This is a genomic window from Synechococcus sp. H55.11 (assembly GCF_047462475.1).
Classification (GTDB): Bacteria; Cyanobacteriota; Cyanobacteriia; order Thermostichales; family Thermostichaceae; genus Thermostichus.
Map to the genome: position 1 here is coordinate 1 of NZ_JANSJI010000018.1, position 23336 is coordinate 23336.

Genomic DNA, 23336 nt, shown 5'->3' on the forward strand with positions numbered 1-23336 from the left:
CCTAGCGCTTAGGAGGCGCTTGCTCTATCCATCTGAGCTACAGCCCCAGACAAAGAGAGAATGGAGTAAGGGATGCTGGGCAACACCTACCGATCTTAAACCCCCAACTTAGATTACCAGAAAGAGCCATCTAGACCTTTGCCTGGAAGCCAGCCGCAGCCGTGGAGAGGATGTCAAGTCAAGGCCCTTTTGCGCTGTCGCGCCAGCGCTGAGTCGGAAGTGAGGTGCCGGATTGGCGGCCAGTCTTCCAAGGTATTTTGATAAAGTATTCTGAATATTCTGGCTGGGAAATTAGCGTTGTCTCGGGGGCGCTTTGTCTGACAGTCTGCTGATCCGCAATGCGGAGCTATTGGTGCCGGAAGGGGATCCCTGGCTGGGAGATGTGCTGGTGCGGGAGGGGCGCATTGCCCAAATCGGCCAGAATCTCTCGGCAGAAGGGGTGGCTAGGGTTATCGACGCGGAGGGCCATACCCTCATGCCGGGGGTGATCGACCCCCAGGTTCACTTTCGCGAGCCGGGCCGGGAGCACAAAGAAGACCTACAGACGGGATCCTGGGCCTGCGCTCGCGGTGGGGTAACCAGCTTTCTGGAGATGCCCAATACGGATCCGCTGACGATCGACCAGGCAACGCTGGATGACAAGTTGGCCCGGGCCGCCAGCAAGTGCGTGGTCAACTACGGCTTTTTCATCGGGGCCACCGCCGATAACCTTAAAGAGCTGCAAACGGTGCAAGGGGCTTGCGGCATCAAGATCTTCATGGGATCCATGCATGGCCCCTTGCTGGTGGATGACCAAGCGGCATTAGAGCGGATCTTTGCCGAGACGGATCCCAATTTTGTTATCGCCGTCCACGCTGAAGATCACTCGCGGATTCAAGCCCGGCGGGCCCTCTTTGCCGGACGTACAGATGTGGCGGTTCACTCCCTGATTCAGGATGAAGAAGCCGCGCTGATTGCCTCGCAACGGGCTTTGGACTTGGCCACCCGCTACCGCCACCGCCTGCACATTTTGCACCTCTCCACCGGCCTGGAGGTGGAGCTGCTGCGCCGGCACAAACCCGCCTGGGTTAGCGCCGAGGTCACCCCTCAGCACCTGCTGCTCAGCACCGCCGACTACGCCCGCCTGGGATCCCTCGTCCAGATGAACCCGCCGCTGCGGGATCCGGCTAACCTGAACCAGCTCTGGCAGGGGCTACACGACGGCATCCTTGATTGCATCGCCACCGACCATGCCCCCCACACCCTGGCCGAAAAGGCCCAGCCCTACCCCCACTCCCCCTCTGGCATGCCCGGTGTGGAGACGGCCTTGCCCCTGATGCTGACCGCAGCCCAGCAGGGCCGCTGTACCCTGCGCCAGGTGGTGCAGTGGATGTGCGAGGCGCCGGCCCGCCTCTACGGGATCCCCAACAAGGGGCGGCTGCAGGTGGGCTACGATGCCGATCTGGTATTGGTGGATCGCCACACGCCTCAGCCGGTGCGCCGGGAAGAGCTGCTCACCAAATGCGGCTGGAGCCCGTTTGAGGGCTGGGAGCTGGTGGGCTGGCCGCTGCTCACAATTGTGGGCGGGCAGATCGCCTTTCAAAACGGTCAGGTGGATCCCTCGGTGCGCGGCCAGGCGCTAACCTTTCGGCGCTAGGGGGATCCCCTTCGAGGTTGCACCTGTTCAAACCTTTCAAGATGGCGGTTGAACACTGAGCTGCTTCGGCTTCTCCCTGCCTAGGCAAGAGGAGCAGAGCTCCAGATCCCATCTCAGTTTATAGTCTTATAGTCATTTCAAATAGCAATGAAACGGTTCGTTACGTCGTTATTGCTACGCAACGCTGTCGCGAACGCGCCGCTCTAACTCCCCTCTCCCTCTGGGAGAGGGGCTGGGGGTGAGGGCTGGGAGAGGGGCTGGGGGCGAGGATAGTGGCGAGGAATGCTTGGGGAGTGTCTTACGCCCTTTCAGTAAGCTGTGCTACTTTGAAAGCGATAATCGATGATAATCAAGTTGGAAAACACCTAAGGAGCGGCCATGAAAGTTGCCTACGTCTTCATCACTCCTCGCGGCGGCACCTACAAGCTGGGCCAGATGATCCTGCCGCAGCTAGAAGCGGGGGTACACGGCGTGGAAGTGGTGGGCATGTTCTTTTTTGACGACAACTGCTTTGTCTTGCGGCAGGGGGATCCCATTGGCGAGCGCCTGGCCAAGATTGCCGAAGCGCAAAAGATTTTGCTGATGATGTGTGACCTGTGCGCCCTGGAGCGCAACCTGGCGGAAGGGGAACCCAAGTGGTGCGACTCAAAGGGCCAGGGGCGCAAGGAGCCGGGCTATTGTGTTCCCAAGAATGTGGTCAAAGGCGTACAGGTGGGCTGCTTTCCCGACCTCTACGCGGCCTTAAAAGACAACCCACCTGACCAGGTAATTAGCCTCTAACCAACTTAGCTGACGGCTACAGCAGCAGGCGGCTCTTGGCTGGGCTGAGAGCCAATCTTGCGGAAGACCAGCCGCTCGTTGGCCACATCCACCAGGATGCGGTCGCCGGGCAGGAACTCGTTTTCCAGCAGCTTGGTGGCGATGGGGTTTTCGATCTCCCGCTGGATGACCCGCTTGAGGGGTCGGGCCCCAAACACGGGATCGTAGCCCAGCTCGGCCAGGTAGTCCTTGGCCTCTTCGGTGAGGACAATCTCAATCTGCTGATCCGCCAGCAACTGCTCCACCCGCCGCATCTGCAGGCTGACGATCTGGCGAATCTGCGCTTTGGTGAGGGCGTGGAAGATGATGAGTTCATCCACGCGGTTGAGGAACTCCGGCCGGAAGTGGTGCCGCAGCATGGCCAGCACCTGAGTTTTCATCTCCTCGTAGCGGCTCTCATCGCCCCCGATTTCCAGAATCAGCTCGCTGCCGATGTTGCTGGTCATGATGATGATGGTGTTCTTGAAGTCCACCGTCCGCCCCTGGGAGTCGGTGATGCGGCCATCGTCCAGCACCTGCAGCAGGATGTTGAAGACATCGGGGTGAGCTTTCTCCACCTCGTCAAAGAGCACCACCGAGTAGGGACGGCGCCGCACCGCTTCCGAGAGCTGCCCCCCTTCTTCGTAGCCCACATAGCCCGGCGGAGCCCCAATCAAGCGGGAGACAGAGTGCTTCTCCATGTACTCGGACATGTCGATGCGCACCATCGCTTCGGAGGTATCGAAGAGGAACTCCGCCAAGGCGCGAGCCAGCTCGGTCTTCCCGACGCCGGTGGGCCCCATGAACAGGAACGAGCCGATGGGTCGGTTGGGATCCTTGAGGCCGGCCCGGGCCCGCCGAATGGCAGCGGCTACGGCGGCTACCGCTTCGTCCTGGCCCACCACCCGCTGGTGCAAGTGGGCTTCCAGGCGCAGCAGCTTTTGCTTTTCCGACTCCATCAAGCTGGTGACCGGGATCCCGGTCCAGCGGGAGACGATCTCGGCAATGTCTTCGGGCGTCACCTGCTCCCGCAGCAAGGGCTCACCGTTGGCCTGCAGCTTGGCCAGGTGGGCCTCCTGCTCTTGGATCTGCCGCTCCAGCTCCATCAGCTTGCCGTATTTGAGCTCGGCAGCGCGGTTGAGGTCATATTTTTGTTCTGCCTGTTCAATCTGCAGCTTGACGGCATCCCGCTCGGCTTTGAGGTTTTGCAGCCGCTCGATGGCCTCTTTTTCCATCTGCCAACGAGCATTGAGCTCCCGCTGTCGCTCCATCAGGTTGGCCAGCTCCTGCTCGATTTTGCCCAGGCGATCTTTGGAGGCGAGGTCGTCTTCCTTCTTGAGGGAGAGCTCCTCCATCTGCAGTTGCATGATGCGCCGGTCGATTTCATCCAATTCGACGGGTTTGGAGGTGATCTCCATCTTGAGCTTGGCTGCCGCTTCGTCCACCAGGTCGATGGCCTTGTCGGGCAAAAAGCGCTCGGAGATGTAGCGGTTGGAGAGAACGGCTGCCGCCACCAAGGCCGAGTCGCTGATCTTGACCCCGTGGTGCAGCTCGTAGCGCTCTTTGAGTCCGCGCAGGATGGAGATGGTGTCTTCTACGGAGGGCTGATCCACATACACCGGCTGGAAGCGGCGCTCCAGGGCGGCGTCTTTTTCGATGTGTTTGCGGTACTCATCCAGGGTGGTGGCGCCAATGCAGCGCAATTCGCCCCGGGCCAGCATCGGCTTGAGCAGGTTGCCGGCATCCATCGCCCCCTCGGCAGCCCCCGCCCCGACCACGGTGTGCAGCTCGTCGATGAAGAGGATGATCTGCCCTTCCGATTCGGTAACCTCCTTGAGCACAGCTTTGAGGCGGTCTTCAAACTCACCGCGGTACTTGGCGCCAGCAATCAAGGAGCCCATATCTAGGGCAATGACGCGCCGGTTTTTCAACGACTCCGGCACATCTCCCCGGTTGATGCGTTGAGCGAGACCTTCGACAATAGCGGTTTTCCCCACGCCGGGTTCGCCGATGAGCACCGGGTTGTTTTTGGTGCGGCGGGAGAGCACCTGAACGACGCGGCGGATCTCGTCGTCCCGCCCGATCACCGGATCCAGCTTCCCTTCGCGGGCGGCCTTGGTCAAGTCGCGGCCATAGCGCTCCAGGGCCTCGTAGCGGGACTCAGGGTTTTTGTCGGTAACCCGCTGTTTGCCCCGCACTTGTTGGATAACGGGTTTGAGGCGCTCGACGGTCAAACCTAGGGGTGCTAAAACCCGCTTGCCCACCCGCTCGTCGTCCAGGGCTCCCAAAAGCAAGTGCTCTACCGAAATGAAGTCGTCTTCGTATTCTTTGCGAAACTCTTCAGCCCGATCCAGCGTGGTCTCCAGGCCGCGGCCCAGGTAGAGCTGATCCACCCGCGCCAGCTTGGGCTGCTGGTTGATAAAGCTTTCCACCTTGTCCCGCACCAGCCTTGGATCGAGGCCGGCCCGCTGCAAAATGGTCTGGGTGAGACCCCCTTCTTGATCGAGAAGGGAGATGAGCAAATGCTCGGTTTCCAGTTGCTGCTGCTGGTGCCGCCGGGCTACATCCTGGGATTGGACAATGGCGCTCCAGGCTTTCTCGGTAAATTGGTTGGGATTGGTGGGCTGCATAGAAGTTCGGCAGGTTTTTTACTACAGTGTATAGGAAGACAGCAGGGGAAGCGGCCATCTCGGCCCCCGCTTGGGAAAAGGGATCCTGATAATTCAGGTATCGCCCATTTTGGCCGCGCCAGAGTTCGCAACAACCGCCCCCTTTGCCCTCGATCGATGGAGGGATCCCCGCCTTATTCCTCTTCTTCGCAGGGGCGGCCCTCGCCGATCACTGCCAAATCAATTTGCTGGCGGTAGTAATCGACGTTTTTAATCTGCACTTCCACTCGATCCCCCAGACGGAACTGGCGCCGGCTCTTGCGCCCTACCAGGGCCTGCTGGCGGCTGCGGTACTCGTACCAATCGTTTTTCAGGGTGCTGACCCGCACCAACCCTTCCGCCAAGATGGGATCCACCTGCACAAAAAAGCCGTAGTTCTGGACGCCGATGATCAGGCCGGGGAACACCTCCCCCAGATGTTTTTGCATGAACTCAGAGCGCTTCAGGCCCATCAGCTCCCGTTCTGCGTGCTGCCGGATCCGGTGCCCCTCCTGGATTTTGGGCAGTTGCGCCTGGAGAAAGGCCTGCCATTCCTCCTGCAGCTTGGGTGGCAACACCTGCCAGTCGATCTGGCCGTAGCCGCCGGGGCCGTGCAGATCCACCACGGTTTTGGAGCGCGGGCTGCGGCGATCCCGTCCTTTGCTCAAGGCCAGGTGCAAAGCACGCAAATTCAGCAAATCGGCATAGCGGCGTAAAGGGGCCGTAAAGGTGGCGTAGGGTTCTTTAAGGCCCAAGCCAAAATGGCCGAGGGGCTCCTGCAGAGGCTGCAGGCAATACTCGACGGGGGGCAAAGTGGCCAACAACTGGGCCACCAAGGCTGGGCTAGTCCCTGCGGCCAACACATCGGGGGCGGTGATGCGGACACAGATCCGCTGCCAATCGGCCAAGGTCACGGCTTCTGGATCCTGCAAATTCAGATCCAGCTTCATGGCGTTGGCCAGGCGCAAAAAGTTCTGCAGGGCCTCGGCAGTGGGGGCGGACTGCACGCGGGCCAAGGAAGGGATCCCCAATTGGCGCAAATGGTGGCCCAAGGTTTGGTTGGCCAGCAGCAGCACCTCGGTCATCAGAGCGTGGGCGCCGAGGCGATCGCTGATCAAAAGGGGGCCGTAGCCGCTCTCGTCAGCGGAGTGGGGGGTGAGCAAATCCAACAGGGGCAGGTCAAAGCCGCCCGCTTGGTGACGTTTGACCCGCAGGATTTGGCTGAGGCGGAGCAGGTTTTGCAGCAGGGCCATCAATTCTGGCACCTCCTCCTCAGGGCCCAGATCCGCAGCGGTGGCCAAGAGGGCCTGCACCTGGCCATAGGAGAGGTGAGCCCGCGACTGCACCAGGCTGGGATGGATCTCGAAGCTTTGTACCACCCCCTCTGGGTCGATGGTTAACAGCAACGAATAGGCCAAGCGCTCCTGCTGCGGCAACAGAGCCAGGCGGCTGTGCACTTCCGGCGGAAAAAGAGGCAACACCCTCGTGTCGAGGTAAACGGTGGCCGTCCGCTGCTGAGCTTCTTGCTCCAGAGGATGCTCAGGATCCAGCCAGTGGGCCACGTCGGCAATGTGGATCCCCAGCAGCCAGTTGTCCTCTTCCTGCCGCTGCAGGGAGACGGCCACGTTGGGCTCGAGGCCGTGGGGGTGCTGCAGATCCAAGGGTTCTAAAGTGATGCAAAACCAATCGCGCAGATCGCGACGGCCCTTTTGGTCGGAGCGGCTCAGCTTTTTGGGCAGGGCGGCCGCGGCTTCTAGCACCGCCGGGGGAAACTCCTGCGGCAGGTCGTACTTGCAACAAACCAGATCTGCATCGATGGAGGCCTCCGGGCCGTCGCCCAAGATCTTGCGAATCGTGCCCACGGGGGGCAAATCTCCCAGCGGATAGCGCTCCACTTCCACATAGGCCACCCGACCTTCCGCCAGCTCGGCAGGGGATCCCTCCGTCAAGGCCAGCTCGAACAGCAGCCGGTCATCCAAAGGCACCACCCGAAAGTCCTGTTCCGTCTGTTTGAGGCGGCCCACCAGCGTAGGGTTGGCCCGCTCCATAACGGCCACCACCTCTCCCTCCGGGCTGCGGCGGCGATTGCCCTCTTTGGTGATCCGGGCTATCACTTGGTCGCCGTTCCAAGCGCCGCTGAGGTTGCTGCCGTGGATGTACACATCCTCCGCCCCCGGCTCATCCCGGATGGCGAAGCAAAAGCCCTTGCTGGAACAGCGCAAGCGCCCCACCACCAGGGATTCATCCGGCCTACGCCGATAGCGAGGCGGATCCCCTGTGCGTTCGAGAAACCCTGCCCGCACCAGACCATCGAGGGCAATCTCAAGCATTTCCTGCGCTTCTGGATCAGGGGATGGCAAGAGAGCAAGAAGTGTGTCTTTGTCGGTCCATTGTTCCTGAGAGAGAAAATGCTGAAAAATCCGAGAGAAGTCCATTTTGGGTGTCAGGGAAAGGAGGAGGGAAGAAGGGGGGTTAAGACAGGGCAAGACTCAACCCGTTGGCGTTAATCTCGGTGGCCGGTGACGATAAAAGCCACCCGCTGACCGATGTTGGTGCTGTGGTCGGCCAGACGTTCTAGGTAGCGGATCGCCAGCAACATCAACAGGATAGGCTCGATCGATCCCCTGATGTCCGACTGTTGCGCCAACGTATTGTAAAGGTTGGTGTAGTCTTCATCAACGGCGTCGTCTTCCCGCTTCAGTTGTCGGCCCAGCTCGGCATCCAACTCCGTCAGGGCCGCCAGGCTATGGCTGAGCATTTTCTGGCAGCGCTGCATCATCACGCGAATGTGCCTCAGCTCCGGCGGCGGCGGGTAGAAAGCCAAGCGCAAGGCCACTTCGGCCAAGTCTTTGGCGTAGTCGCCAATCCGCTCCAGATCCCGCACCAGTTGCATCAGGGCGCTGATCCAGCGCAGATCTTGTGCCACCGGCGAGCGCAAGGCGATCAAGCTAATACAATCTTTCTCGATTTGACGATAAAAACGGTCAATTTGCTTGTCTTGGGAGATGGCCTGTTCGGCAGCGGCCAAGTTCTGTTCAAACAGGGCCTGCTGGGCCAAGACCACCGATTTTTCCACCAGCGCCCCCATGCGCAGCACGTCCTGCTGAATCCGCTTGATCTGAAGTTGCAGCTCAGCTTGCCCCATGGCTTTTTCCCCATGGATGTAGGTGGGAGGGAGTGGCTGCCACTGTTGGCGGCCCCCGAAGCCAGTCGATTGCACCGGTAGATCTCAATCATGGCAAACTTCTCTCGAATCAAGAGAAAAAACAGGATGGGGATCGAGGGAGCGGCCAATTTGGGAGAGGATGATAAGGAGGGGGTGCAAGCGGGTGGGGTGTTGCGAGGTTGTCTCCGCCTGGAGGCTTGGGGCTATGCTGTCGTTCTGGATTGAGATACTCCGATGACTCGTCCCCCCATTGTCGTGCTGGATGATGATCCCACCGGATCCCAGACCGTGCACAGTTGCCTGCTGCTGACCCGCTGGGATGCGGAAACGCTCAAGCTGGGCCTGCAGGATGGCTCGCCAATTCGCTTCATTCTCACCAACACGCGATCCCTGCCGCCGGCCAAGGCTGCCGAGGTGACACGGTCGGTCTGCCGGGCCCTCAAGCAGGCCATGGGGGAGCTGGGGTGGGAGCGGGCCCTCTTTGTCAGCCGCTCCGACTCGACGCTGCGCGGGCACTACCCCTTGGAAACCGATGTCATGGCGGCGGAGCTGGGGCCTTTTGATGCCCATTTTCTGGTGCCGGCTTTTTTTGAGGGAGGGCGCATCACCCGCGACAGCGTCCACTACCTGCGGGTGGAGGGCCGCTGGGTGCCCGTGCATGAAACGGAGTTTGCCCGCGATGCGGTGTTCGGCTACCACCACAGCTATTTGCCCGACTATGTGCAGGAGAAAACCCAGGGGCGGATCCAGGCTGAGCAGGTGGTGCGATTGACGCTGGAGCAGATCCGCGCCGGCTGTTTGGAGCAGCTTTTGGGTCTAGAGGGGAATGTCTGCTGTGTGGTGGATGGAGAAACCCAAGCGGATCTGGATCGTTTTGCCCAGGATGTTTGGGCGGCTCTGGAGCAGGGGAAGCGCTTTTTGTTTCGCAGCGCCGCCAGCCTCTTGACGGCTCTAGCCCAGTTGCCGCCGCAGCCGGTTCCGCCAGAGCAAATGGGGCAGTTTGTCCGCTCCGACCGGCCAGGGGTGGTGATCGTGGGATCCCATGTGCAAAAGTCCAGCCAGCAGTTGGCCCGCCTGTTGCAGGAGCCAGGGATCCAGGGCATTGAAGTGGAGGTGAAGCGCCTGTTGGAACCGGGGCGGGAAGCGGAGCTGCTGCCGGCCCTCTTGAGCCAAGTCCAGCGCGCCTACGAGCAGGGCCTGACGCCGGTGGTCTACACCAGCCGAGAAGAAGTGAGGTTCGACGGTGCCACCCCAGAGGCACGCCTGGCCTTTGGGCAGAGGGTTTCTCGTTTGTTGATGGCCATTGTGCAGGGGCTGCCGGAGGGGATGGGCTACCTGGTCAGCAAGGGCGGCATCACCTCCAACGACACCCTCAGCCTCGGCCTCAACCTGCCGGCAGTGCGGCTGCTGGGGCAGATCTACCCAGGGGTCTCCATGGTGCTCACGCCGGCGGATCACCCCCGCTTTCCCAACTTGCCGGTGGTGCTGTTTCCGGGCAACGTGGGCGAGGTGGATACGCTGGCTTTGATCCACCGTCGCCTCCACAGCCGCGGGCTGGTCTAGCCTAGAGGGAACGCTTCTGTCGGTTCTTCCCGCCATGGCTGAACTCATCTCTTCGCCTGAAGCTCTGCCCGCCTCGGAGGCCTGGTGGGGATCCCTGCGCCAGGGGCAGACGGCGTTGCCCGCGGCGGTGGTGCACCGCTGTTCTGAGCGCCTGGGCAGCCGGGATGCCGATGTGGTGATTGCCGGCGGCACCCTGGGGATCCTCTTGGGAGCGGCTTTGGCCCGGCGGGGCTGGCGGGTGATCCTCATCGAGCGGGGGAGCCTGCGGGGGCGGGAGCAGGAGTGGAACACCTCCCGGCAGGAGCTGCAGGTGTTGTTAGAGCTGGAGTTGCTCACCTCGACAGAGTGGGAGGCGGTGCAGGTGACCCACTACCCCAGGGGGCGCATTGGCTTTGGGGAGGGCCCCACCTGGTGGGTGGAAGGGGTGCTGAACGTGGGCGTGGATCCGGTCAGCTTGCTGGAGTTCCTCAAGCAGCATTTTCTGGCCTGGGGGGGCCAGGTGCGGGAGCAAACCGGGTTTCTGGGCGCCACGGTCCACCCCGATGGGATCCGCATCCAAACCACCACCGGCCAGCTCAGCGCCCAACTGCTGCTGGATGCCATGGGGCACCGCTCCCCCATCTTGGCCCAGGCCCGTCAAGGGCAGCCGCCGGACAGCGTCTGTCTGGTGGTGGGATCCTGCGCCCAGGGGCTGCCGGAGCAACCCACTGGGGATCTGTTCTACAGCTTTACCCCCGCCCAGGAGGGCTACCAGCCCTTTTGGGAGGCCTTCCCCGCCCGCGATGGCCGCACCACCTATCTCTTTACCTACTGCGACCGGGATCCCCGCCGACCCAGTCTGGAGAGGCTTTGGCAGGACTACTGCCGGCTGCTCCCTGCCTACCAGGGGGCCGAGTTGGCCCAGATCCGCTGGCTGCGCAAGCTGTGTGGTGTTTTCCCCGCCTACCGCCGCAGCCCGCTGCAACTGCCTTGGGATCGCCTCTTGGCGGTTGGCGACAGCAGCGGCAGCCAGTCGCCTTTGAGCTTTGGCGGCTTTGGGGCGATGTTGCGCCATCTGGATCGCCTGCAGCAGGGGATCCACGAGGCGCTGGTGCAGCGGCAGTTGGAGCAGGCGGCCCTGGCCCTGCTGCAGCCCTACCAGCCTAATTTGGCGGTAACCTGGCTTTTTCAGAAGGCGATGATCCCTCCTTTGGGAGAGAAAAACTGGGATCCCAACAGCATTAACCGCCTGTTGAGCAGAGTGTTTGAGGCCATGGTTGCCGCCGGCCCCCAGGTGGTGCAGCCCTTTTTGCAGGATGTGGTGCAGTTTGGCGGCTTGGCTCAGGCACTGTGGGGGGTGATGAGGCAAGATCCAGCCCTGGTGGCCGCACTTTTGCCCCGGTTGGGGTTGCCGGAGCTGGTGGCCTGGGCGGGCCACTTTGGCGCCCTCGGCCTCTACGAGCTCTTGCAAAGGCTAGCCGACCGCCTGGAAGGGGCCCCGCAAGACTACTTCTGGCAGCGGCGGCGCGAGGCCTGGCGCTACGGCTGCGGTCGGGATCACTGGCCGTACACCACCACTCCATAGGGCGGCACCTCAACGGGATCCCCTTGGTTTTTTGCCGAGGATCCCTGGTCGCCGCTATCTAGAAGCTTCTCCCACCGGCCGTTGGGCCATTGGGCGTAGGTGGCTGCTTGGTCGGAGCTGAAGTTAAACAGGGCCAGAACGGCTTGGGATCCCTGCTGGCGGTGCAGGGCCAGGCCGGTTGGAGCAAACAGCTCCACCCCCACCGAACTCCGCTCCAGGTTTTGCAGCGGCGGCAGGGTCTTGCGCAGGTGAATGAGGGTTTGGTACCACCGCCGCAAGACCTGGTGGTGGCCAGCAGTGCCCAGCTCCCAGTTGAGCTTGGAGCGCAGGAAGGTCTCTTCCGCTTGCGGGTCCGGCACCTCCCCCTGCCAGGCAAAGGCGCTGAACTCGCGGCGGCGTCCCTGCCGCACCGCTTCCACCAGGTCGGGATCCCCGTGGCTAATGAAGTAGAGAAACGGGGCCACCTCCCCATATTCTTCCCCCATAAACAGCAGCGGCAGCATGGGAGCCAGCAGCAGGACGGCGGCGGCCAACTTCAGGCCCTCTAGGGAAGTGAGCTGGCTGAGGCGCTCTCCCAGCCTGCGGTTGCCCACTTGGTCGTGGTTTTGGATGCAGATTACAAACTGGGAGCCCGGCCTGGCGAGAGCGGAATTGCCGTGGCGGCGGGCCCGGTAGCGGGAGTACTGCCCAGAATAGACGTAGCTCTCGCGGTAGGACTTGGCCAGGTGCTCCAATTGGCCGAAGTCTTGGTAGTAGCCTGTCTTTTCCCCGGTAAGCAGGGTGTGAACCGAGTGATGGAAGTCGTCGCACCACTGGGCATCTAGTCCGTAGCCCCCTTGCTCGCGGGGGGTGATGAGGCGGACGTCGTTGAGGTCGCTTTCGGCTACCAGAACCCTGGGCCAGCCCGTGCGCGCCTCCAGGGCCTCCACCCGCTCTGCCAATTCCTGCAAAAAGGGGTGGGCGCTGAAGTCGTAGATGGCATGCACCGCGTCCAGCCGCAGGCCGTCCAGGTGAAACTCCTCTAGCCAGTATTCGGCATTTTGCAGGAAAAACTCCCGCACGCCGTCGGAATAGCGGTCGTCGAAGTTGAGGGCCTCCCCCCAAGGGGTGCGGTACTTGTCGGTGAAGTAGGGGCCAAAGTTCCGCAGGTAGTTCCCCTCCGGCCCCAGGTGGTTGTAGACCACGTCCAAAACAACCGCCAGGCCCTGCTGGTGGCAGGCATTGACCAGCGCCTTCAGGCCCGCTGCTCCTCCATAGCTGACCTGCACGGCATAGGGATAGACGCCGTCATAGCCCCAGTTGCGCTCCCCCGGAAACTGGGCCACCGGCATGAGCTCCAGCACGTTGACCCCCAGCTCCACCAGTTGCGGCAGGCGGGGGATCAGGGCGGCAAAGGTGCCCTCCGGGGTAAAGGTGCCTACATGCAGCTCGTAGAGGATCCACTGGGAGAGCGGGATCCCCTTCCAGGCTTGATCCTGCCAGTCGAAGTGGGGATCCACCACCCGCGAAGGGCCATGGACGCCGCGGGGCTGGCAGCGGGAAGCGGGATCCGGCCGCTCCACCACCCCCGCTGAGGTGTGCAGGTGGTAGAGGTAGTCCACCGGCCCCGGTGGGATCCCCTCCACTTCACCCTGCCAGTAGCCTTGCCCATCCTGGGTCAGAGGGATGACCTGTTGGACGGGGCTAATGACTTTTAGCTCCACGTGTTCGACCAAGGGCGCCCACACCGAGAAGCGGTAGTGGCCCTGGCCGCAGGGATAGGCGCCAATCCGTTCGACCTGGGAACGCTGAGAGGAAGGGGAACCCTGAAGCACGAAACCCACCTGCACAACTCGGCTTCCACTATAGCGAGGCTTGCTCCCCCAGACATTCGAGGCTCAGGTCTTGGGGTGGGTTGCCGACTCTTCCCTCTGCCATAGTGGAATTAGCCTTTCGCTGCTCCGTCCCTATGTTTAACTACCCGCCCAGCCATCCGGATCCCACCGTCATCGATGTCTACCATGGGCAGCCGGTGCCGGATCCCTATCGCTGGCTGGAGGATCTGGATTCTGAGCAGACGCGGGCCTGGATCGAGGCGCAAAACCGGCTAACTTTTGACTATCTGCAGCGGATCCCGGCGCGGCAGCGGCTCCTGGAGCGCCTGACCCAACTTTGGAACTACGAAAAATACAGCCAGCCCTTCAAAGAGGGCGGCCGCTACTTCTACTTCAAAAACGACGGCCTGCAAAACCAGAGCGTTCTCTATACCCAAGAAAGCCTGGAGGGCGAAGCCCGGGTTTTGCTGGATCCCAACACCCTCTCACAAGACGGCACCGTGGCCCTCTCAGGCATTGCCATCAGCCGCGACGGGCGCTACCTAGCCTATGGCCTCTCCCGCTCCGGCTCCGACTGGCAGGAGTGGAAGGTGCGGGACATCGAAACTGGAGAAGACCTGCCGGATCACCTGCGCTGGATTAAGTTCTCTGGGGCCAGCTGGACACGGGATGGGCAGGGATTTTTCTACAGCCGCTACGACGAGCCACCCCCCGGCAGCGAGTACGAAAGCGCCAACTACTTCCAAAAGCTCTACTACCACCGCCTCGGCACCTCCCAGTCGGAAGATGTCTTGATCTATCACCGCCCCGACCAAAAAGAGTGGGGCTTTGCTGGCGGGGTTACCGAAGATGGCAACTACCTGATCATCTCCGTCTGGCGGGGCACGGATCCCAAAAACCTCCTCTTCTACAAAGACCTACGGGATCCCAACTCGCCGGTGGTGGAGCTCATTTGCGAGTTCCAGGCCGAGTACAGCTTTGTTGGCAACGACGGCTCCCGCTTTTGGCTGCTGACGGACTTCCAGGCTCCGCGGCGGCGACTGGTGGCCCTTGATCTCGACAACCCAGGGCACCTGCAAGAGGTGATCCCTGAGGCTGAGGAGACCCTGCAAGGGGTTAGCCTCATCCACAATCAATTTGTTGCCTTCTACCTCAAAGACGCCCACACCCAGATCAAGACCTTTGCCCTAGACGGCACCTACCAGGGGGAGATCCCTCTGCCGGGGCTGGGATCCGCCAGCGGCTTTGCTGGCAAGCGCTACGACACTGAGACCTTCTACACCTTCACCAGCTTCACCACCCCGCCCACCATCTACCGCTACGACTTCACCACTGGCGGGAGCACCCTCTTTCGCCGGCCCCAGGTGGATTTCGATCCCCAGGCCTATGAGGTGCAGCAGGTGTTCTACGCCAGCAAAGACGGCACCCGCATTCCCATGTTCCTTGTCCACCGCCGTGGCCTGGCGCGGACAGGGGATCACCCCACCCTGCTGTACGGCTACGGCGGCTTCGGCATCTCTCTGACCCCCAGCTTCTCGGTGGGCCTGGTGGCCTGGCTGGAGATGGGGGGAGTTTACGCCCAGCCCAATTTGCGTGGCGGCGGCGAATATGGGGAAGCCTGGCACCAGGCGGGCACCAAGCTCAACAAGCAAAAGGTCTTCGACGACTTCATCGCCGCGGCTGAGTGGCTGATGGCCCATGGCTACACCAACCCCTCGAAGCTGGCCATCGCCGGCGGCAGCAACGGCGGCCTCTTGGTGGGGGCCTGCCTGACCCAAAGGCCGGAGCTGTTTGCCGCGGCCCTGCCCGCTGTGGGGGTGTTCGACATGCTGCGCTTTCATAAGTTCACCATCGGCTGGGCCTGGGTCTCGGAGTACGGATCCCCGGAAGACCCGGAGGAATTCAAGGCCCTCTACGCCTATTCCCCCCTGCACAACCTCAAGCCCGGCACCGCCTATCCCGCCACCCTGATCACCACAGCAGATCACGACGACCGGGTGGTGCCGGCCCACAGCTTCAAGTTTGCTGCTGCCCTGCAGGCGGCACAGGGGGGATCCCAGCCCATCCTCATTCGCATCGACACCAAAGCCGGCCACGGGGCCGGCAAGCCCACCACCAAGCTCATTGAAGAGACCGCCGACCGCTGGGCCTTTTTGGTGCAGGTGCTGGGGAGGGATGGAACGGGAGTTAGCGAGCTTTAGGGCCCAGGCCCACCCGGCCGGCATAGACTGCCGCTTCCCCCAGCTCGTCTTCGATGCGCAACAGTTGGTTGTATTTGGCAATGCGCTCGCTGCGGCAGAGGGATCCGGTTTTGATCTGGCCGGCGCGGGTGGCCACCGCCAGGTCGGCGATGGTGGTGTCTTCTGTCTCACCGGAGCGGTGGCTGATCACAGAGCGAAAACCTGCCTGGCTAGCCAGGTGCATGGCCGAGACCGTCTCCGTCAGCGTGCCAATCTGGTTGAGCTTGATCAAGATGGCATTGGCGGCGCCGCTGTCGATGCCTTTCTGCAGCCGGGCTGGGTTGGTGACGAACAGGTCGTCCCCTACCAGTTGCACCCGCGATCCCAGTTGAGTGGTGAGGGCCTGCCAGCCGGCCCAGTCTTCCTCCGCCAGTCCATCTTCAATGGAAAGGATGGGATAGTTGGCCAGCAGTTGCTCGTAGTAATTGACCATTTGCTCGGCGCTACGGGCTTGGCCCTCGAAGTGGTACTGCCCATCCTGCAGCAGCTCGTTGGCGGCCACGTCCAGGGCCAAGGCGATATCTTCCCCCGGCCTGTAGCCTGCCTGTTCGATGGCCGTCAGCAACAGATCCAAAGCTGCCGCATTGGAGGGGAGATCGGGGGCAAATCCGCCTTCGTCCCCCACCCCGGTGGACAGCCCCTTCTGCTGTAGCACCGTCTTCAGCACCGCAAACACCTCGGCCCCGTAGCGCAGCGCCTCGCGAAAGCTGGCCGCACCAATGGGCACCAGCATAAACTCCTGGATGTCCACGTTGTTGTCGGCGTGGGCACCGCCGTTGAGCACGTTCATCAACGGCACCGGCAGCAAGTTGGCAAAAGGCCCGCCCAGATATTTGTAAAGAGGCAGGCCCACCGCTTCCGCCGCCGCTTTGGCCGTCGCCAGAGAAACTGCCAAAATGGCGTTGGCCCCCAGGCGGGACTTGTTGGGGGTGCCGTCCAGGTCGATCAGCAACTGGTCGATGCGGGCTTGGTTGAGGGCATCTTCTCCCCGCAGCTCCGACTGGATGGGGCCAAGAATGTTTTCCACCGCCCTCAGCACGCCCTTACCTCCATAGCGCTTGGGATCCCCGTCCCGCAGCTCGTGGGCCTCAAAGGTACCGGTCGAAGCGCCGCTGGGCACCTGCGCCAAGCCCGTTGCTCCGTTGGCCAGGCCCACCAGGGCTTCTAGGGTGGGGCGTCCTCGCGAGTCGAGGATCTCATGGGCGGTAATCCACTCGATGGCCGTTTCCACAGTTACACCTCAGCAATTGGCTAGACAGCTCTGGCCAAAGCCAGATCCCCCCACAGGCTAATAGATCCTTGACCGGGATCCCGTCAGCTTCCAGAAAACTTTAAGAGAGAGAACCCAAAGATTCTGCGGAGCTGCAGGGGTGAATTGAGCATTGGCTGGTTTGGGGGGCAGAGTTTAGGCCCCATCCCCTCTAGACAAAGCGGTGGCTCAGCCGCATCGGGTCGTGTACAGTGATCTTCTTCTTGTAAATGGAAATGTACTTCTTCTTGCGCAGCTCTCCCAACAGACGGGTGATGGTGACGCGGGTCGAGCCAATGGCTTCGGCAATGGCCTGGTGAGACAGCTTGAGATCAATGGTGACCCCATCCGGGCCAGGCACCCCGAAATCGCGGCAGAGGATCAGCAAAAAGCTAACCAGACGGGATCCCATATCGCGGTGAGCCAGCGTCTCGATCATCATCTCCGTTTGCAAAATGCGGGAAGACAAGCTCTTGAGCAGCAACATGGCCAGTTCGGCGTTCTCCCGCAGGGATTTTTCCACCTGCTCAATCGGCAGAGAGAGCAACTCAGCAGGCGTAAAGGCCACCGCGTGATAGAAGCGGTCGGAGCGCTGCCCTGTGATGAAGGAGAGCACCCCGAAGATGCTGTTTTCCCGTAGAAGAGCAACGGTAATTTCTTCCCCCATTTCGTAGACCCGCGAGAGCTTGACAGCTCCTTTCACCAAAAAGTAAACCCGCTCCGCCGGATCCCCAGGGAAAAAGATGGTCTTACCACGTTCAAACGTTTCGATAACCGGAGGATGGTGAGGGCCTCCCAGTTGCTTGAAGGCTGTGATCAGAGATTTTTCTGCGACGGCCACCACCATACTCATCAACCTTTTGAGGTCAGTTTATACCTAAGATCAATCCATGTAAGATCAATTTAGAAGCATTGGGCCGAGTTGCAACCCTATCGACTCCAGAATCGGCAACAATAGCCGGGTTTACCCTAAGGTAGAGGGTTCTGCCTAGGCATCTTTGTAGCATGGGCTACGTTTTTAGGTCTCGTTTCTGTTCCACAAAGGGATCCCAAGCCAAGGGTAGGATAAGGGCTATTGTCACTGGGGCCTTGCCAGCTCTGGGTGGTAGGAAGCAAGTGGTGGACTGGAAAATCCTATGGGGATCCCGGAGGCTGTTGTTGCTGCACCTTCTCAACTGAGCCGCCAGCATTTCACAGTGCGGATGCCGGAGCCGGCCAAGCATCTGCTGGAGGTGGAACTACAGATCCAAGAGGTGGATCCAGAAGTGCCTCTGCGACTGCGGCTGCCGGTGTGGACGCCGGGATCCTACCTGGTGCGGGAATATGCCCGCCATGTGCAAGAGTTTCAGGCGGCAACGGAGCAAGGGATCCCTTTGGCCTGGCGGAAGGTAGATAAGAACACTTGGGAGATCGAGCCGCCGGGCTGTTCGGCTGTGAAGGTTCGCTATCGGGTCTATGCCTATGAGCTGACGGTGCGCACCAACCATTTGGATCTCACCCACGCCTACTTCAACGGGGCGGCGCTCTTTTTCTATGTGCCCGGTCGCGAGCGGGAACCCTACACCTTGACGGTGATCCCTCCCAAGCCTGATTGGCGCATCGCCACCAGTTTGCGACCTTTGATTTCTTCTTCTGAGGATCCTGCTTCCGGCCAGTCTTTTGTGGCGGCAGACTACGACGAGCTGGTGGATAGTCCGGTGGAGGTGGGCCTGCACCAGTTGCGGTCGTTTGCAGTGGAAGGGATCCCGCATTACTTCGTGGTCTGGGGAGCAGGCACCCTGGATTTGGAGCAAGCGGTGGCCGATGCCGAGAAAATTGTCCGGGCCACTGCGGCGTTTTTTGGCGGGCTGCCCTACGACCGCTACTGGTTTATTGTGCATTTGTCGGCAGGGGGATTTGGCGGCCTAGAGCACAAGTACAGCACCACCCTCAACTATTCTGGCCTGGAGCTGCATCGGCCCCAGTCCTACCGCCGCTTTTTGGCGCTGCTGGCCCACGAGCTTTTCCATGCTTGGAACGTCAAGCGGCTGCGCCCTCTGGCTTTGGAGAAAATTGACTACAACCAAGAAAATTACGTGGACTGCCTCTGGTTTTGCGAGGGGGCAACCAGCTACTACGAAAATGTCATCTTGCTGCGGGCAGGGATCCTCAGCGCCAAAGATTTTTTGCAGATCCTGGCCGAGCAAATTGGCCGGCTGCAGCGTACTCCGGGTCGGGCCGTGCAATCGCTGCGGGAATCCAGTTTCGACACCTGGATCAAACTCTACCGTCCCCACGAAAATAGCCTCAACAGCCAGGTTTCCTATTACCTCAAGGGCGCTTTGGTCTGCTGGCTGCTGGATCTGCACATTCGCCACCTTTCGGGGGGCCAGGGATCCCTGGACACGGCCATGCAGGATTTGTGGCAGCGCTTTGGCCGGTTTGAGAAAGGCTACACCCACCAAGACTTGCGGGAAGCCTTTGAGCGGGCAGCCGGCGCCGATCTTGGCCGCTTTTTCGCCGCCTATGTGGAAGGTACGGAAGAGCTGGACTACAACGCTCACCTACACCCTTTTGGCCTCACCCTCAAGGCCCACTTCAGCCGCCCTGACCCTTCCCCCTATCTGGGCCTGAACTTCAACGGCGAAGGCAACCGCATCAGCACAGTGGAGATGGGATCCCCGGCCCAAAAAGCAGGCATCTGGGCCGGCGACGAGCTGGTGGCCTTGGATGGCTTCCGGGTAAGCGCTGCCAACTTGCCAGAACGCTTGGCGGCCTACCAGCCCCACCAGGTCATCTGCCTGAGCGTCTTCCAAGGCGATCAGTTGAAACACTTCTGGATCCCCTTGGATCCACCCCGCCCGGATGTTTACACCCTCGAAGCGTTGCCGCAACTCACTCCCACCCAGAAAGCGCTCCAGCAGGGCTGGCTGGGATCCCTGCTCGGCTCTTCGGGACAAGATACGCCTCTTCTTGAAAATTCGCTCACCTCGCCTGAGAATCTTGAAACAAGCGAGTAACCTAGTTAACTTAAACGAGAAGTAACAACAGGGGTCAGGAGCGAATCTAATGGACTTCGTTTTGGTTTTATTAATTGGGGTGGCTGTTGGTTTCTCATTGGGTGTTTACGTTGCTCGCCATTACAAGGTCAGTCCTAGACCGGAAATCTGGAAACAAGAGATCATTAGAGAGATATCTTCACACCTAAGGCAACACAGCCAAGAACTCAACAACGCCAACAAAACCTTAACCAAACTGGTCGAAGGATTGGCAGACGAGATTTCTCGGAAGTTACAGGCTACTCAAGCCGATCTCAAAGGGCTTAGATCTCGTCTTGTAGATAGTCACCAAGATTTGCTGCAAAGTTGGAGTAGGGATCTTCTGCAGGCTATATCTGTAAAGTTTTCCGAACATAATGAGCAGCTAAACGATCAGCGAGCCATCCTGGAAAACTTAGTGAAAGAAACTAAAGATATTTATCAGCGACTACAGATTGCTATCCAAAGTTCTCCCAGATTAGAGATATCTCAAACTACAGATCAGAGCTCTCAGAATGAGCAGGTTGCCAGTCATGAAACACCAGAGCCTAGGCTAACAGACGATGTACCGAGAGATAAAGAGGAGATCGCTGCCGCCGGTATATTAGAGGTCGACGTATCAAAGATAGAATCATTCTTAAGCTCAAAAAACATAAAAATCAAAAGCATAGATGTGAAAGAAAAAGAGGAAAAATTAGATCAAATAGCTGCCTTTATGGGCAATCGATATTCTTTGATTAAAAGATTCTATGGAATGATTAAATCAAATATGAATAGCGGAAACTCTTTCTCAATAAACCTTAAAGACGAGCCTCAACAAGTAATCAGCTCAACTTGCCAGGTTGCCAAAGAGTTACATGGAATCGCATTTTTAGAAGAGTACAGATACTTTAAGGCACCCAGGTATCTGTTGGTAGCAAGACCCAGTAGGTCGTCCCAAGCACTAAATTTTCTCTCAGGAAAATGGCTAGAGAGATACGTTAGGGATAAGCTGATCTGCCTTGCCGCAAGTCAAGCTGAAAAGATTGATTTCTCTTACATAACAAATGCTCAAGTTACTTTGCCGAATGGAGCTGATTTTGAAATGGATCTTTTCTTTCATATTAACGATCAATTCTACTGGGTGGAATCAAAGACAGGCGAGTACCAAGACAAAGTACAGAAGTACTCCAAGATTGCTTCTGACCTCGGTCTCCAGAAAAACCAAGTTTTCATGGTTTTAACCGATGTTAGCCAAGATGTAAAAACCAGTCTATCTTCCCTCTATCATTTATCAGTCATCAGCGTTGATGAGGTTGAGGCTACCTTTGAGGGGATCCTAAAAAGTCATCTTTGAGAAATCTGAAAGGCACCCAAGCGCATTAGCTCAAGCCACAATTTTGACAGCCTGCTCCACACACCACCAGGGATCCTCGGCAAAAGCCGGCATGGGCGTGCTGCCCGCCTTGCCCAAAATGGCCAGCCGAACTTCCCGATCCAGCCGGGATCCGGCCCCATAGGGATCCTCAGAGGGGGGTTCCAGTCTTTGTCCTAGGGGGGGCATCGCCATGATGCCCGGCTGCATACTGGTACTGCTGACCCAGATTTTGAAGCGATCCACCGCCATATCTGCGCCTTCGGGCAGTTGCATCTGGAGCAGGTAGCGGGGCCCAGAGCCGATCAGCAGGCTCTCGCTGGGGCGCAAACGAGCGGGCAGATCCGGTTGATAGGGGTAAACCAAATCCACGCTGTAGCGCCGCTCGTCAAAGACCACCACATAGACGTGCACGGGGGTGGGGGCTCTGTTGCGCAGGGCGATGGCGAGGTTGCGGCCTGCCTGGATTTGCACCTGTCCCTGGGGATCCCGCGGCAGGGGGCTCACTTCGGCAGGGGCAGAGCTGCTTGCCGGCGTTTCCAGTTGGAGAAACTCCACCTCTAGGACGCTGCTCAAAGCATCGGTGGCAGGTTGCAGGTTGAGGAGGTTGCCAAAAGCAGCCACGTGCTCCAGCAGCCGCACCAGCTTGCGGGGCAGGGCCTGTGGCTTTTTTACCGGGATCCGAAAGGCGGCCAGAGCCACTTCTTCCCCCCGCCGATAGAAGTGGTAGATGGCATCGGGCAGCATCTCTACCCGCAAGTCCGCTGCTTCCGGGTCAGTGTAGGTCAGAAGCGGCGAGGCCGGCAACGCTGCCAGCAACTCGGCAACGGGCATTTGGACTTGGCTGGGATCCGCACAGGTGAAAGCCACCCGCAACGGCTGAAATCGGACAGAGGACATGGGGGCAATCCTGCGAAAACCTGGGACGGAGTCTGGCGAGATCTCCTGCTCTATGCTGCCGGGCAAGCAAGCCAAGCTCTATATTACCCGCTCAGCTCCCCACCCCTCGACCAGGCTGCAACACAGTCAGCTCCAACAGGCCCTAGCTCCGCGATCAAGCTTAACAGCCAGGGCAAGCGGAACCGATGCGGATCCCGGATCTCGTCTGCAAATGATCTCTCAATGGTCTATTCTTGATCCTGTTGTCGGGTTTGTGGCTGGAGTGGAGCCGACCTCTCCTCTTGACTAGCTGATCTAAGGAGAACCATGTTTAGCAAAGCTTTTTCTTTTCAGAAGGTGCTGCTGCCAGGGCGTCATCGGTTGTTTGTCCTGTTCTTGGCTGCCTTGATGGCTGGGCTGAGCTGGGGACTGGCTCCAGCGTTCGCGGCCAAGGATATTCCTGCGGTGGCTCTGTCGCCCACTGAGTCCATTACCTTTACCGAAGCACAGTTGGCCCGAGGCAAGCAACTTTTTAACAAAGCCTGTGCCCAGTGCCATGTGGGGGGCCAGACCTATCCCAACCCAGATGTGAGCCTGAAGCTTTCGGATCTGGAGGGGGCAACTCCTCCACGGGATAATGTGCTGGCGATTGTGGATTACATCAAAAACCCGGTCACCTATGACGGGGCCGAATCCCTGGTTGAGTATCATCCCAACACTCAGCTTCTGAGCGAGTATCCTCGCCTGCGCAACCTCACCGATGAGGATCTGAAGTTGATTGCCGGCTATATTTTGGTGCAAGCCAAAACCTCCCCCGGCTGGGGCGGCACCAAAAGCGAAAGCCACAGCGACCTGTCGGCCTACCTCTGATGCTGCGTCTGGTTCGGAAGTTGCTTATGGGTTGTCGGATCCCGTCCCGCCTCTGGATCTGGGTCGGGATCCTGGCTGTGCTGGGGCTGGCCAGCCCGGTGGCGGCCCGCATTGACCCCTACGTGAACCAGTATTTGCGGGTGAGCGGCCCGGTGGAATTACCTCTAGACGCCACAGGGCGCACCCTCACCTTCACTCCAGAGCAGCTCACGGATGGCAAAAATCGTTTTCAGTCCGCCTGCTTGAACTGCCATGTGGGCGGCTCTACCCTGCCAGCTCCCAACATTTCCCTCTCCTTGAAGGACTTGCGCGGTGCCACCCCACCCCGAGATACGATTCAAGCTTTGGTGGAGTATCAGAGGGATCCCCGCAGCTACGATGGCTCGGATTTCAGCTATGGATGCCGCCCCGTGCCCCCTTCCTGGATGGACGACGAAGCCCTGAAAAATCTGGCTGCCTTTATTCTCAGAGCGGCTCAGGTTGCCCCCGGCTGGGGATCCCATGAGTTGATCGATGTCGGTTGAGGGTTGCCAACTGA

The 23336-nt window shown here is 59.9% G+C and carries 16 protein-coding genes; 9 read left to right on the forward strand and 7 right to left on the reverse strand.

Features of this window, described 5'->3' with window-relative positions; genetic code table 11:
• Window positions 1–313: 313 nt before the first annotated feature.
• Both NW853_RS00460 and NW853_RS00465 read left to right on the forward strand, forming a co-directional pair.
• Window positions 314–1636 carry a dihydroorotase gene (locus NW853_RS00460; protein ID WP_414347103.1) on the forward strand — a complete coding sequence of 441 codons (1323 nt, stop codon included), beginning with the start codon at window positions 314–316 and terminating at the stop codon, window positions 1634–1636.
• A gap of 378 nt (window positions 1637–2014) precedes the next feature.
• Window positions 2015–2416, forward strand: a complete 402-nt coding sequence (locus NW853_RS00465) for a SaoD/DsrE family protein (RefSeq protein ID WP_414333147.1) — start codon at window positions 2015–2017, stop codon at window positions 2414–2416.
• 5 nt (window positions 2417–2421) lie between these two features.
• Here the strand turns inward: NW853_RS00465 and clpB are convergent, their stop codons facing one another.
• The 3 genes from clpB to phoU form a co-directional block, all read right to left on the reverse strand.
• Window positions 2422–5064: an ATP-dependent chaperone ClpB gene (gene clpB, locus NW853_RS00470; protein ID WP_414333146.1), complete on the reverse strand. Its 2643-nt coding sequence runs from the start codon at window positions 5062–5064 to the stop codon at window positions 2422–2424.
• 173 nt (window positions 5065–5237) lie between these two features.
• Window positions 5238–7412, reverse strand: a complete 2175-nt coding sequence (locus tag NW853_RS00475) for a ribonuclease R family protein (RefSeq protein ID WP_414333144.1) — start codon at window positions 7410–7412, stop codon at window positions 5238–5240.
• Window positions 7413–7585: 173 nt separating this feature from the next.
• On the reverse strand, window positions 7586–8227 hold the full coding sequence (gene phoU / locus NW853_RS00480) for a phosphate signaling complex protein PhoU (RefSeq protein ID WP_414333153.1): 642 nt from the start codon (window positions 8225–8227) through the stop codon (window positions 7586–7588).
• A gap of 255 nt (window positions 8228–8482) precedes the next feature.
• Between phoU and NW853_RS00485 the strand changes: the two genes are divergently transcribed.
• Window positions 8483–9811 (forward strand): four-carbon acid sugar kinase family protein, encoded by a 1329-nt coding sequence (locus NW853_RS00485; RefSeq protein ID WP_414347104.1) that lies wholly within the window; start codon window positions 8483–8485, stop codon window positions 9809–9811.
• A gap of 34 nt (window positions 9812–9845) precedes the next feature.
• Window positions 9846–11375 (forward strand): FAD-binding oxidoreductase, encoded by a 1530-nt coding sequence (locus NW853_RS00490; RefSeq protein WP_414347105.1) that lies wholly within the window; start codon window positions 9846–9848, stop codon window positions 11373–11375.
• On the opposite strand, the gene treZ is transcribed toward NW853_RS00490, so the two are convergent.
• On the reverse strand, window positions 11348–13189 hold the full coding sequence (gene treZ / locus NW853_RS00495) for a malto-oligosyltrehalose trehalohydrolase (protein ID WP_414347107.1): 1842 nt from the start codon (window positions 13187–13189) through the stop codon (window positions 11348–11350). The two genes, NW853_RS00490 and treZ, sit on opposite strands and share 28 nt — an antisense overlap.
• Window positions 13190–13323: 134 nt before the next feature.
• On the opposite strand from treZ, the gene NW853_RS00500 reads away from it, so the two are divergent.
• Window positions 13324–15390 (forward strand): prolyl oligopeptidase family serine peptidase, encoded by a 2067-nt coding sequence (locus NW853_RS00500; protein ID WP_414347109.1) that lies wholly within the window; start codon window positions 13324–13326, stop codon window positions 15388–15390.
• Here NW853_RS00500 and eno read toward each other — a convergent pair.
• Entirely contained in the window at window positions 15377–16660 is a 1284-nt protein-coding gene (gene eno / locus NW853_RS00505) for a phosphopyruvate hydratase (protein ID WP_414347112.1), read from the reverse strand. The genes NW853_RS00500 and eno overlap by 14 nt on opposite strands.
• A gap of 190 nt (window positions 16661–16850) precedes the next feature.
• Entirely contained in the window at window positions 16851–17525 is a 675-nt protein-coding gene (ntcA, locus tag NW853_RS00510; protein ID WP_414333132.1) for a global nitrogen regulator NtcA, read from the reverse strand.
• Between the two features lie 289 nt (window positions 17526–17814).
• Between ntcA and NW853_RS00515 the strand changes: the two genes are divergently transcribed.
• Window positions 17815–19677, forward strand: a complete 1863-nt coding sequence (locus tag NW853_RS00515) for a M61 family metallopeptidase (RefSeq protein ID WP_414347114.1) — start codon at window positions 17815–17817, stop codon at window positions 19675–19677.
• A 49-nt stretch (window positions 19678–19726) separates the two neighbouring features.
• A complete protein-coding gene (locus NW853_RS00520) occupies window positions 19727–21031 on the forward strand; it encodes a hypothetical protein (protein WP_414333129.1) in 1305 nt (434 codons plus the stop codon).
• 30 nt (window positions 21032–21061) lie between these two features.
• On the opposite strand, the gene NW853_RS00525 is transcribed toward NW853_RS00520, so the two are convergent.
• Entirely contained in the window at window positions 21062–21949 is an 888-nt protein-coding gene (locus NW853_RS00525) for a hypothetical protein (RefSeq protein ID WP_414333128.1), read from the reverse strand.
• 306 nt (window positions 21950–22255) lie between these two features.
• Between NW853_RS00525 and psbV the strand changes: the two genes are divergently transcribed.
• A complete protein-coding gene (gene psbV, locus NW853_RS00530) occupies window positions 22256–22798 on the forward strand; it encodes a photosystem II cytochrome c-550 (RefSeq protein ID WP_414333127.1) in 543 nt (180 codons plus the stop codon).
• The gene (psbV2, locus tag NW853_RS00535) at window positions 22798–23322 is read left to right on the forward strand and encodes a photosystem II cytochrome PsbV2 (RefSeq protein ID WP_414333126.1); all 525 of its coding nucleotides are present in this window, start codon (window positions 22798–22800) and stop codon (window positions 23320–23322) included. Before psbV ends, psbV2 begins: the two co-directional genes overlap by 1 nt.
• The last annotated feature ends 14 nt before the right edge of the window (window positions 23323–23336 follow it).